Consider the following 12,566-nt stretch of genomic DNA (forward strand, 5'->3'; position numbering starts at 1 on the left):
TACACTCTGTTACTATTATCTCAGTGATATGGAACTATTTGGTTTTATGGAAGGGATTTATAATGGAATGGTTACATTTATCAGCTTTATATTTGATTTATAAAAAATAAGATATAGATGTTATGAGAATAGGTTTCTTTGATTATTTAAATCAGCGTTTTAAGGATAAAATTGATTGTTTATTTATTACTGAAGACATAACACATCAAGGGCAAGAATATACGGAAGAAGAAGAAGTATATGAATTTTTAAATGAAATCTTAGCTTTATTGCTATTCATTCCTATAAAAGTAGTTAAAGCATCTTAAATATCTATTGTTTTCAATATATATCTAGATTATGGAATGTTTCTTCAGCAGGAGTCTCAAAAGTTTAAAGATTTCTTCTTTATTAAATAAATTATTTTCTATTTTTTCTCCCGTTTGAAAGCTACCTACTATATTTCGATCCCTTTTAATGCGTTTCGAAATATTTATGGAGTAAATTATAATAGTTATGCATTCAAAGTTGAACTTTTATAGACTTCAATTTTTAATATATTATAGGAAAGTCTAAATCTTATGTAGTGTTGAAGTGTTGTATAACAGAAAATTCAGTGTCAAAGTTCATAAGGGAGTCACATAATAAAGTGTTTATTTTATATTCATAGAATTTATCAGAATATATGAGATGGATAATGGAGTTAGGGATAAGGGTTGTAAACGAAACTGAAATCATGAAAAAGTGAGGAACTCAAGATGAGCTTAATAAGGAGAGAATTATAGGTGATTAATACAAGCAAAACGACGGTTAGAGAGTTCCGTGAGTTATACAATCAAAAAGGATGCGAAAGGCTTCTGAATGATATTATAAAAATAAGGAGTGAGATAGAAAATAAGTTTGCCTTTGATGCTTTTTTAATGGTCTTGATTGGAAGTGAAGAGCCAGGATCAAGTCATCTTGATATTATGGTAAAAGGGGAGCGTGCACCTAGTAGACATTCATTTAAAAATAACTTTAGGCAAAATGGAAATAAATTTTGGAATTACAAGAATGCAGATGGACTTTATTGTAATCTATTATTCGGTGACAAAGTTGAAACCAAAGATGGTCGAAAAATGTCTGATGAGATGAAAAGTTTTATTCAAAAGGATGTAAACCTAGATGATAGTATAGACGATTTTTCTCAAGATTTAATTGGGAAGATTAAAAATAGCACATTTTTAAATAGCACGGTTCGGCAAGATCGATTAGAGAGGTTGAACAATTGTTATGATCAATTTCGTAGGATTTTTGAATCTGGTGAAGGTGAGAAGGTGAGTGGTATTTCTGTAAAAAAATCAAGTATAATACATGATAAATTGAAAAAGCTTCTAAAAAATGATGTTCGCCAAATTATTTTAACCGGTGCACCTGGAACAGGAAAGACATTTTACTCACAGAAGTTTGCTAAGGAGTTTGCTACAGCAGGTGAAATTGGGAAGGGTAGAAAATATGAGTTTGTGCAATTTCATTCGTCTTATGACTATACCGATTTTGTAGAAGGGATCCGCCCTGCTCAAGTTGAGAGCGGAAAGACTGAATTTGTAAAACTTGATGGTGTTTTTAAACGTTTTTGTCGCAAAGTTGTTGAAAATAATAAGAATCTAGAAACATCTGATGAAGGAAAAGCCTATTTTTTTATTATAGATGAGATTAATCGTGCTGATTTATCAAGAGTTTTTGGGGAGCTTATGTATGGGCTTGAGGAGAATTATCGAGACAAGCCATTTAATACCCAATACAGCAACTTGCCAACATATGAAATTAAGAATAATAAAGCAACACAGATGGAAAAAGATGTGTTTGAAGAAGGCTTTTTTATTCCTAAGAACGTTTATATTATTGGAACGATGAATGATATCGATCGTTCCGTTGAAGCCTTTGACTTTGCCCTTCGACGGCGATTTCAGTGGATTGAAGTAAAAGCAAATGACGTTATGAAAGAGGCTTTAGAGGAAATGCAATCTAGCAAAGAAATACATGACAATATAGATGTGATCAATCTAGTGGAAAGTGCAATAGCGTTGAATGATATTATTAGTGGTGAAGAGGGCAAAAAGTTCGGATTATCTGATGCCTACCATATTGGTCCAGCATATTTAAAAACTAAATTAGAAGATACGCTTAGAGCGAAAAAAGAAATCTGGGAATATCGAATTGAGCCGATTTTGAAAGAGTACTGTAGAGGATATAATGATACGAACCAATTTATAAATAAATGTAATACAGCATTTATAGGAGATAGGGATGACAAAGAATAAACAGCTTCTTTTTCATTTTAAAGATTATACTTTCTATAAAAAACTGGAAGCTGTTATTGAGGGTAAGTTGGTTCCCATTGAACAAGGCAGTCCTGAATTTCAAGCTTTTGAAATAGCAGTAAATGAGAAAATCAAGCCCTCAAAATTAACAGCCAATCTAACTGAAACAGGTTATAACGATGGAGATAAATTAAAGTTCATTGATTTTGATCCTATCGCCTCCACAAGCATGTTTGAAACAAAAGGATTAGTAGGTGTAGTTCAAGTTAAGGATATACCAGTAAAAGTGGAGGAAGACGAATCGATTCTTTTTGATGTAAAGATTATGGTTACATCTCGCTTCGATGAGGAAAAGCCTTATTTTCTTTCCTATATGTTGTCATATGAAAATCCAAACTTTAGTGATGATTATCAAACAGAGTCGAATAAAGAGAGTCTATTTACAATTCTATTGCTATATCTTTTTAAAAAACAGCTCCAAGAAGCATTTAAGCAGGGGATGTTTAAAACTTATCAGCGACAGGAGCTAAATAATGATAGGCTGAAAGGGACAATTGATATTGGGAGACACATTAAAGAAAATATGATATTTAATGGAAAGGTAGCTTACAGTACAAAAGAACATACGGTGGATAATACTATTAACAATCTGATTCTCCATACCTATCATCACTTGAAGCAGAGTTTTCCAAATGAATCCTTTTGGCATATGGATAGTGATAATAAAATACGAACAATTATAAAAAAATTAAAGGAAGCCGTACCATCCTTTTATACAAGTAATATTAGTAAAGTTATGGTCAGAAGTTTAACACCTCTTTCCCACCCATTTTATAGTAAATACGAGGCACTGCGAAAAACCTGTATTAAAATTATGCGAAACTTAGGTGTTTCTGTTTTTGATGGAACAGAAGAATTGGTAAGCGGGTTGTTATTTTATATCCCAGACCTTTGGGAGAAGTTCTTATTGCATAGTTATAAAAAGTATTCTTCAGATGAACAATTTGTTGTACATATATCTAACAAAATAAGGATTTTTAAAGAAAGTGGTGATAATAGTTTTCGAAAAGAAATACGTCCTGATTTCGTATTCAGAAGAAATGATAGATCACCTTTCTTTATTCTAGATGCCAAATTTAAACCGAAGTGGTATGAAGTTGCAGAAAATAGGGGGTCGTTAAGCTCTGTATATGATGATTATTTACAAGTAATCAATTATATGATTTCCTTTAATACGGTCGCAGCAGGAGTAATTTTTCCTACCAATCAGGGCCTACTTTCAAAACATGCTTTTGATTTAAGCCCCTATAATACTCGAAATAGATTCTATTGTTTTGCGTTATATGTGCCAAAAGTAGAAGATACATTTAGCAAGTGGAAAAGAAACTTTGAATTAAATGTAAGATATACTTTCAGTGAAATTTTTGAAATGCTAGGAAAATTATAATAACCAGAAGAAGGTATCTCAAAAGAATTAACTTAGGGTTACCTTCTTCTCGCGTAAATAATAATTAATTTCAGCAATTTGCTAGTCGCATATTCTGGGACTCTACAGGGGTTACTTTTAGGGAGAGAGCTATACAACGGCGGTTCTCAGGTAGATTATTAGAGGGTATAGGAATTTATAAGCGTCTTAATCGTATTCTGACCACCTGCTTAACGCCTTCTTTTCGCCTAAATTATATCTACATCTTCCCCTTAAAACCCTTGAATTAAAGCTGGTTTGTTTTTTGCTTTATACCATCCATTTAACTTTTTTACATGTAATTCCAGAAAATAAAGAATGTAGAGGGAGGGGATTATTTTGTAAGTTACCATAAAATAGGTATGGATTTTTAAAAAAGGTTCTTTATTATTTTTTGAACTTCTGGAATTTTTTTAATTAATAATTGCGTAACGATTAGGAGATATTTGATCAAATTACAGAAATATTGAACATAATAATCTAATAAGCTATTAGAGGGTGTGAAATATGAAAGATATTCTATATAACGAATTTATAACTCTTCATAGTAAAAATCCAGATAGTATAACTGATCCAATTGTTTTATCTACCATGTGGGAACCTGTTATAAATAGTCAAATTCCAACGATATTAGCGGGCAAAACTAATAATACTTCTCAGATTGGCCGTATCTTGAGAAACTTTGAGGAGAATTTTATTGCAGAAATACCGAAGTTAAAGTCTAGAGCTTTATTAGGGTCATCTAATTTGTTTACAAAATATAAAGCTCCTATTGGTGGGGCTGCAAATCAAATTACGAGAAGTTTATCAACAAAAATAGGTAACTTATGGGAGAGTATAGCGGTATTGTCTAGTAATGTTATTTCGCCAGAGAAAGAATTAGGATTAAAATTAAAAGGCATAGATGTTATTTTAGTTGATAAAACTACCAAAATACCTTATTATTCACAATTAAAAACAAAGAAGGATACATTAACAGGATCACAGTCCCATAGATCGGATGAGGAATTAGCCGCTTTTAGTAATGCATACTTTGTTGCATGTATTGACTGTCATTGTAAATGGACTTATAGTGGTACAATTCCAAAACTTGTAGGTGCACAATTTTGGGATAAAACAGATATTATATATACTTTGTTAGAAATTGAAATAGGAAAAGTAATACGGTCAATTGATACTCATATTTAATATTTTCTCTGGTGAAGGATTTTTCACGGTAGGTTAACGGTTTTAACACATTTAATAAAGCTTTGGATAGTCAAAGCTTTATTAAATCGCTTTCTCAATTTTATTACTGAACCTAGTAGTGTTGAGTTTTTGATTATTATTTTAACTTTGACATATAAACAGGTTGCAGAGGTGTCCTTTTAGCAATAGCATGGGCACTCAAATGGTTAAATTCTTAAATGAAATATAATTCTAAAGTCTTCTTAATGTCCTTTTAGCCTTTCAACAAGCCCCAATAGCAAGAATCTATCTTCTGATTAAGGGAGCCCAACCTATACTTTAATGAAAATTAAAGTAATCTTACTTTGATAGTTCACTAGCCTTTATAGAGGTTTTTTCTACTATTCTCAATTTTAGCTTTTTTAATAAAAGTTACAATGTCTTCCGTTGTTCACTTGAGATTTTCTCTTATTTTATATTCCCAAACCCTAAGAATATCTGAAGTATTACCAATTTAGTTAAGATTATAAGCTCTTATCTCTAGCCTGATTCTTCTCTAGTTTATCTGATTAAGTTAGGTATGTATCCATAGGTATCACAAGTATGTCAAAAGAATGAGTCTATAAATATGAATATATATTTAGACTACAATGTCAGGTGTCGCTAACAAAGAGTTACCAACTTTTCTAAAACTTACTTTTATTTCTAGGGAGCTTTAGCTATTAAATTTTCTAGATAAGAGTATAACTTAATTAAATTCATAATATTATTTTTCTTTGCTTTCGAAGTTTTATCCACCGCAATAAATTCCTCTGTCAGAATACTTAAAGATGGCTAGATATTTTATAGTTAATACTTAGACCTAGAGGTTTATATACCTTTTAATAATAAGTAACAGTGTCCTTATATATTTGAGCTAAAGCCCTATATGGGTGAAATCAGGCATACGTGCTATCCCTCCAATATCCATATAAGAAAAGGGTTATAAGTGTATATTTTATATGTAACGTAAGATAAGTCGACTGTAGGGAAACCTTATAAGTTTATATTTCATAATTAGGAAATTCGTACCTTCTTAATTCTGTTTATAGTATAATATGAAAAAGAATTTAACCTCTCTGTTTTTTAACCAACCTATATCAAAATAAATTATAATACACTAGTAGTTGTGGAACAAATCTGGAAGGTAGGAAAGAAATGAAAAAAGATAAGTGGATGTTTTCTGTTAATAAAATAATATTTTTTGTAATATCAGTAATCCTTATAGGCATCTTGCAGGCTTCTTATTTTAATAATGTCCATGAGAGTTTTCTAATTAAAGTTCTAACTATTAGGCAAAAAGAGAGTGATAGCCTAATAAATACAATATGGCAAGTTCAAGCAGGTGTAACTACCTTAACAATTGCAATATTGGCTTTGATAGTAGGATTAAACAAAGAAAAAAGATATGGTATCAAAATCTTACAACACGTATTAATAACCAAACCAAAATTCCTTAAATATCATGACGTGATAGTTTTGAGTATTATCTTGTTATTTGTTAGTTATTTCTTCGTAGCATATGGAGCACTTTCTTCTGTGGCTTTTATATTTTTTATAGGTACTGTATTAATAGTCAATATGGTTTATACAAGTATTAAGGTAGTTTTGTTTGATGAAAAGGTTGATTCGGAACTCAAAGATTACATACTTAATCAATGTCGTATTGGCATTGAAGAAGAAAACAAGCAATTGAAAGAAGAGGAAAAATAAAAATGGAAAAGGAATTGCAAAATTTATTTTCACACACTATAGAAAGCATTCAAAAAAATGAGCTTGATAAATTGGATGAAAACATTGAAGTTTTCAGGTTAGTATATGAACAAATATTGAGAAATAGTAATAATCCGGAAAAGTCAAATATTCAAAAAGAGTGGACTAGATATATAAACAAACTTGGCGAAAAGTTATTAGATGTGGATTTATTAGATAAAACAAGTGATATGGTTAACTCAATATTTAATATTAGTAACAAATATAAGAAACACAATTTAAATGTAGACTCAATATTATATAAATTTTTAAGAATAATAAAGGAAATGGATAACCCTAATAAAATAAGAGATCTTTCTTTTCAGTCTATATTATATAATGCACTTAAAAATACTGGAACTTATAATAGTTATTATCAAGACAATGATGTTCCAAGTTATTTTGCAAGATACTACTACACTATTTTCCACAACAGGCACCTTACTGAAGAAGAAAAGGAAGAAATTATTAGAAGTCTTATTTCCGACTGTATTTTTTTACCATTTCATTCAGAAATAAGACAGGATGAATCTAAAATAAAGCTTACAGAAAAGATAGTTTTATATTTGCTAAAAGCGATGATTGACCAGGGAGATATTAGCAGAATTATTTTTTTAACGAAAAAATTAAAAAGCCGACCTTATTCCTCAAAAGAATTAGATTTGAAAAAGTTGTTTTTAACTACGTCTATATATATCTACTATCTGGGCTTAAAAGAGAATTTTTTAAATGAGAAAAAACAAAAGTATAAGAATCTATTACTTGAACTTAACTTTAATTTACAATCTCTGCTGGATTACGAAGTTGAGAGTTCGTGGGTATATTATAAAGAAATTAAAAATGAGTTAAGTAAGTGGGAACAATTTGTAGATGAAGACAATGCTAAATGGCTTATGATGAACTCAGTAGTTAGAGAATTTTTCTTGTTCTTAACTGCCACTGAAGTTTCGTATAATATCAAAAGTTTTGACGAGTATGTGTCTAATGAAGCTGAACTCTTTACAATGCTAAGCAGTTTATTAAACGATAATAATCTAAAAGAGGGAGTATTAGAAGATTACCGTAAATTTAAAAGTGTATTTGGGTATTCAAGTCAACAGGAAAAGGATAAAGATGAGCTTAGTTTATTGAAGGAATATTTATTAGCGAGATATAAGAATATTCATATTAGTAAAGTTAGACAGGAATCAAAGAAAATAGAATCCAAATCGAATAAATCGCAATATCTGTATAAACATTTAAAAGGGAATGCAGAAGATATTAGCTTTCTTAAAGGTTTAAATAAAGAAATCAGTAGTGATTTAAAAAAGATTACTATTTTAAAAGGTACATATCCTACATCCTATTTTTTAGAAGATGAACAGCAGATGAAATTATTTGATAATATATTTGTTAGAAGGTTAACAAATTTTTTACTCCAAAGTATTGAAACAAGTGGATTTATAAAAGAAGATATTAGGTTTAGAGAGACTAAAAAAATTGAGAAGTTTTTCAATTTAGTAAAAGAGGTTGAAAAGGATAATGATTTTTCTATAAATTCTCTGATTGACGGATTAACTAGTAATTCTGGTTTTTTCTATACTGAAGAAGAGGGAAAAATTAAAATGTTTAATAACTATCTTGAGAGCCTGGAGTTTTTAGAGAAAAGCAAAGAACCGGTAATTGTTGGTTTAGATAAGCAATTAAATAGCTGCAAAATAGGTAATGTTAATGTACAGATACGAGGTCTTCGAAACAAAGAAGTAGAGGAACTATTAACTACATTTATAAATAATGAAAATCAATATAAAATTAATATTGTAAATGATATAGCTGTTTTCTTTGAAAAGGAGGAAGCTATAGAGTACGTTTTACTAGGTTATAAAGTTATAGAAATTGAAGTAGAAATAAGTTTACATCTCACACCAGGGTCAGGATTTATACTTAAATTGAACATTTAAAAAGTGGAATCTGAAGCTATCTGAGCTGTATTTACTCCTTTAATTACTCAGAAAGAGGTCTAGCTCAGAGATATAAAGACGTACACTTTCCATATGTTTGAATTCATTTAGAGCTTAAACTATACTGATAATAAATCAGAGGGAAAGCAAAGAAAACAATTTATCTGTGAGTTGCTAAAACAAATGACTTTCCCTCAAATTAACGGTGGACCAACTCTTAAAATAATGTTATACTGTATCAAATAGGATTTATATAAGCAATGAGGTGCATTTTATGGCTACGGCTATTTCGTTTTTTTCTGGCGCCGGAGGACTGGATATAGGCCTTCAAGAAGCTGGATTTGATATTAAACTCTCTGTTGAAATAGAGAAAGTGTATTGTGAAACTTTAAGAATGAATCATCCTGGGTTAAATATAATTCAAGGTGATATAATGAAATTTAATAAAACTAAAGTCTACAAGGCAGCTGGTTTATCCCCCTCTAGTACTGTTGATTTAATGGTAGGAGGAAGTCCTTGTCAAAGTTTTAGTACAGCGGGAAAACGTCAAGCATTTTCAGATCCTCGAGGACAAGCAATGCTGCACTTTGCGGATTTAGTTACAGAAATAAGACCTCAGGCTTTTTTACTGGAGAATGTTAAGGGACTTCTCTCTGCTGCTTTAAAACATCGGCCGCTGAATCAAAGAGGAAAAGATTTTCCTCCCCTTGAATCAGAGGAACAAGCAGGGAGTGCTGTTTCTTATTTGTTAAGACGATTTAAAGGTTATCATATTGAGTATAGACTAATAAATTCTGCAGACTATGGAGTTCCACAAAAACGAGAGCGTGTTTTCTTTGTAGGGATCAGAAAAGATTTAAGAAGAAGAATTTATAGATTCCCTATACAAACTCACTCTAAAGATGGCCTGCATGGCACAGAAAAATGGATACCAGTAAGTGAAGTACTTTGGAAATTAACAGAAATAGAACATCACCATATGAATTATTCAAAAGACCGTTTGAAATATATGAAGATGATTCCTTCTGGTGGTGGGAACTGGCGCGACTTACCAGTTGATGTAGTAAGAGAAGCTATGGGTGGTGCTTTCGAAAGTGGAGGAGGAAAAGTAGGATTCTTCAGACGAATTCACCATGATCGTCCGTCACCAACATTGTTAACATCCCCAGTGCAAAAAAGTACAAATATTGGACATCCATTTGAAGATCGTCCATTAAGTATTGAGGAATATTTGGCTATTCAAGAGTTTCCCCCAGGATATAAAGTAGCAGGAAGTCTAGCTCAACAGTACACACAAATTGGTAATGCAGTGCCTGTTAAATTAGGAAAAACAATTGGTAATTCTATCTTAAAGGCAATTGTTACTAAGAAAAATAGATATAACAAGGCTAGATACCGTTCAAAAAAACACAAGGGTTTAAAAAAGACTGTGGGAAGACGCAGTTTCGGATTAAAACTAAAGAAAATATCTTATTTAGAAAAAAATAATTCTAAAAAAATAGAAATGGTGAAAGCATAGGAAAAAACCTATGCTTTTTTGCTTTTCTGTGAAATAATTAACTTGTCAGTTAAATGTTTACAGGGGGAAGTTTGATGGAAGACTTAAGTGTAATTATTGAAGAACTTTTAAATGACTTTTATAAGAGGAGAATTGAAAAGATTAGTAAGCTAGAACTAAAAAACACATTAGCTCGCAAAAACCCTTACTTATATAAGGCTGTAGGTGTGGAAAAGGCCTCAGATATCGTAAGTGAAATATTAACAGCCTATATGTCCAGCAGTGACGAGGGGATTTTTGGAGATGCCTTCTTCGAACCACTCGCAGAAAGAATAGGAAAGGGACATGTAGCAGAAACAGAAGGTGTAGACGTAATTGTTGAAGATGAGCATGTTTATAAAGCATTTGCAGTTAAAAGTGGAACCAATGTTTTTAATGCTGATAGTAGAAAAAAACAAGCGGACAACTTTAACTCTCTAAGAAAAAGAGTAGCTAAAAGAAAGAAATTTTTTGATGCTATTGTTGGATATGGCTATGGGAGGAAAGAAACTGCAATAAATAAACAGGGATTTAGAGAAGTTGCAGGACAAGCTTTCTGGGAAGAACTAACTGGAGATTCAGAATTTTATTTGAAAATTATTTCTGTAATGGGAGATAGACCTCAGCAACATCTCGTTGAATACCGGAAAGCTTTTGATGCTGCAGTCAATAGGTTTACAAAAGAGTTTATTAATGATTTCTGTAACGAGGACGGTGCAATTAATTGGGAGAAAATAGTTAAATTCAATAGTGGAAGAGCATGCAAACAATTAATTGTAACACCAATTTCAAAGACAATGGATATTCACGAAGAACTTCAGTTATCCGTCAAAGCCTTTATGTTTGATGAAGAGGAAGTTGATATGACACAATCACCTGAAGTTGATTATTTAGTTAAAAGTGGAGAGGAATTTATAAATGTTGATGAATATGGAATTGTACAAGTAAAAGAGAATGCAATAGGAGGAACTATTGCTAAGATTATAATTTTTTGCTTGGGGAAATCGAGAACTGTAACTATTAAAGTAAAGAAAGCGAAAAGAAATTTGTTTGATTCTTAATAAGGATTTTTAAAAAATCATTTCTGTGATTAAGTAACTAACAACCCTCATAAAATTATTACAGTAAATAGCTAAATAACAGTACTGATTATAAGGAACAAGCTTATGATCAGTACTGTTTGTTTATATATTATAATATTATTAATTTATAAAATATTGTTAAGTGAATTAATTTCTGTTTTTATAATAGCAACCTTCCATAATCATTAAAGACTTGTATCTGATATGAATGGGAGACCAATTATTGAATATAGAACCTTAGCTTATCCACATATTTAGATAAGGGGGATTATTAATATAAAGGCATAAGGATCTCTCTCTTCTTAATAGTATCTTGAAAGGAAAGTAAAATAGTGTTAAATTTATCATAGGTTAATTTACCTATATTTTGTTTTGGAGGAAAATATATGATGAAAAGCTTTGTGAAATATTTCAATGAAGAAAAAGGATATGGATACATATCTGGTGAAAATATTGGTTTTAAAAATGATATTAAGATGCATTCTAGTAACATTAGAAGTGGAGAAACTATTAAAGTAGGAGACACTGTAAAATTTGAAATTTATGAAAATCAATATGGAATGAATGCTAAAAATATAGTTTTAGTAGAAAGAAATGAAGTTCGACATAATACAGAAGATAAATCTTATTGGTACAATGATGGTGAAGAAAAGGAGAGGGAGTTTATAGATGAAATTACTCCTCTTATTGATAGAAAACTTATCATTCACCCGGAAAAGAAATATAACAAATCTTATATTGATTTACTGAATACTGAAACAGGTGAGTTAGCAGATTTAAAATCTCAAAGAGAACCTTTTTTTACTATTAATTCTAGAGACAACAGGTATGACCCAAGATTTACAGTAACATTCAATAGAAAAGATTATGAAAGCTACCTTGAAAAATATCCAAAAGCGGTTATTTATTTCTGGGTACGTTGGGAAAGTTTAAAGTTCAGAGATATATCTGTTGAACCTTTAGAAGGAGTTTGGGAAATTCCTTTCTCTGAAATTAAAAATTTAGTAGAGTCTGATCGATTATATTTACATCCCTACATGAATAGAAAAGACGATGTATTAAATGCACGAGATAGTTATGCGTTAGATCTCAGAATGTTTAATAGTTATCTATTATGGAAAAGAGATAATTAAGTTAAGAGTTTTACGGTCATTAAAAATGTAGGTTTAAGGATAAATAAATTAGATATCTTATCTAACTAATAAAAAGAAAAGAACACTAACAAACTTTTAAAATAACTTATGCAGTTTGTGATTACGAAACTCCAGGTATGCTATCTGGGGTTTCATGATTATATGTAAT

Annotated in this window: 9 protein-coding genes; all 9 read left to right on the top strand. The window is 30.7% G+C overall.

Going from position 1 to position 12,566, the window contains the following annotated elements; all coding sequences use genetic code 11:
* The first annotated feature begins 122 nt into the window (after positions 1 to 122).
* The 9 genes from ACRPLY_RS14380 (at position 123) to ACRPLY_RS14420 (ending at position 12,397) form a co-directional block, all read left to right on the top strand.
* Positions 123 to 308: a hypothetical protein gene (locus ACRPLY_RS14380; protein ID WP_432231903.1), complete on the top strand. Its 186-nt coding sequence runs from the start codon at positions 123 to 125 to the stop codon at positions 306 to 308.
* A gap of 456 nt (positions 309 to 764) precedes the next feature.
* A complete protein-coding gene (locus ACRPLY_RS14385; RefSeq protein WP_432231904.1) occupies positions 765 to 2,282 on the top strand; it encodes an McrB family protein in 1,518 nt (505 codons plus the stop codon).
* Positions 2,269 to 3,729 (top strand): 5-methylcytosine restriction system specificity protein McrC, encoded by a 1,461-nt coding sequence (locus tag ACRPLY_RS14390; protein ID WP_432231905.1) that lies wholly within the window; start codon positions 2,269 to 2,271, stop codon positions 3,727 to 3,729. The genes ACRPLY_RS14385 and ACRPLY_RS14390 overlap by 14 nt, the downstream gene beginning before the upstream one ends.
* A gap of 525 nt (positions 3,730 to 4,254) precedes the next feature.
* Positions 4,255 to 4,935, top strand: a complete 681-nt coding sequence (locus ACRPLY_RS14395) for a hypothetical protein (RefSeq protein WP_432231906.1) — start codon at positions 4,255 to 4,257, stop codon at positions 4,933 to 4,935.
* 1,176 nt (positions 4,936 to 6,111) lie between these two features.
* The gene (locus ACRPLY_RS14400) at positions 6,112 to 6,666 is read left to right on the top strand and encodes a hypothetical protein (RefSeq protein ID WP_432231907.1); all 555 of its coding nucleotides are present in this window, start codon (positions 6,112 to 6,114) and stop codon (positions 6,664 to 6,666) included.
* Positions 6,667 to 6,668: 2 nt separating this feature from the next.
* The gene (locus tag ACRPLY_RS14405) at positions 6,669 to 8,645 is read left to right on the top strand and encodes a hypothetical protein (protein WP_432231908.1); all 1,977 of its coding nucleotides are present in this window, start codon (positions 6,669 to 6,671) and stop codon (positions 8,643 to 8,645) included.
* A 274-nt stretch (positions 8,646 to 8,919) separates the two neighbouring features.
* Entirely contained in the window at positions 8,920 to 10,164 is a 1,245-nt protein-coding gene (locus ACRPLY_RS14410; RefSeq protein ID WP_432231909.1) for a DNA cytosine methyltransferase, read from the top strand.
* A 74-nt stretch (positions 10,165 to 10,238) separates the two neighbouring features.
* A complete protein-coding gene (locus ACRPLY_RS14415; protein ID WP_131887676.1) occupies positions 10,239 to 11,243 on the top strand; it encodes a PmeII family type II restriction endonuclease in 1,005 nt (334 codons plus the stop codon).
* A 407-nt stretch (positions 11,244 to 11,650) separates the two neighbouring features.
* Positions 11,651 to 12,397, top strand: coding sequence for a cold-shock protein (locus ACRPLY_RS14420; protein WP_432231910.1), 747 nt, complete (start codon positions 11,651 to 11,653; stop codon positions 12,395 to 12,397).
* Positions 12,398 to 12,566 lie beyond the last annotated feature (169 nt).

The organism is Priestia sp. TGN 0903 (assembly GCF_050846855.1).
GTDB classification, from domain to species: domain Bacteria; phylum Bacillota; class Bacilli; order Bacillales; family Bacillaceae_H; genus Priestia; species Priestia zanthoxyli.

Excerpts from the sequence above, each read along its gene's own strand:
- ACRPLY_RS14380 (WP_432231903.1), top strand. The coding sequence starts at position 123 with ATGAGAATAGGTTTCTTTGATTATTTAAATCAGCGTTTTAAGGATAAA.
- ACRPLY_RS14390 (WP_432231905.1), top strand. The coding sequence starts at position 2,269 with ATGACAAAGAATAAACAGCTTCTTTTTCATTTTAAAGATTATACTTTC.
- ACRPLY_RS14395 (WP_432231906.1), top strand. The coding sequence starts at position 4,255 with ATGAAAGATATTCTATATAACGAATTTATAACTCTTCATAGTAAAAAT.
- ACRPLY_RS14400 (WP_432231907.1), top strand. The coding sequence starts at position 6,112 with ATGAAAAAAGATAAGTGGATGTTTTCTGTTAATAAAATAATATTTTTT.
- ACRPLY_RS14405 (WP_432231908.1), top strand. The coding sequence starts at position 6,669 with ATGGAAAAGGAATTGCAAAATTTATTTTCACACACTATAGAAAGCATT.
- ACRPLY_RS14410 (WP_432231909.1), top strand. The coding sequence starts at position 8,920 with ATGGCTACGGCTATTTCGTTTTTTTCTGGCGCCGGAGGACTGGATATA.
- ACRPLY_RS14415 (WP_131887676.1), top strand. The coding sequence starts at position 10,239 with ATGGAAGACTTAAGTGTAATTATTGAAGAACTTTTAAATGACTTTTAT.
- ACRPLY_RS14420 (WP_432231910.1), top strand. The coding sequence starts at position 11,651 with ATGATGAAAAGCTTTGTGAAATATTTCAATGAAGAAAAAGGATATGGA.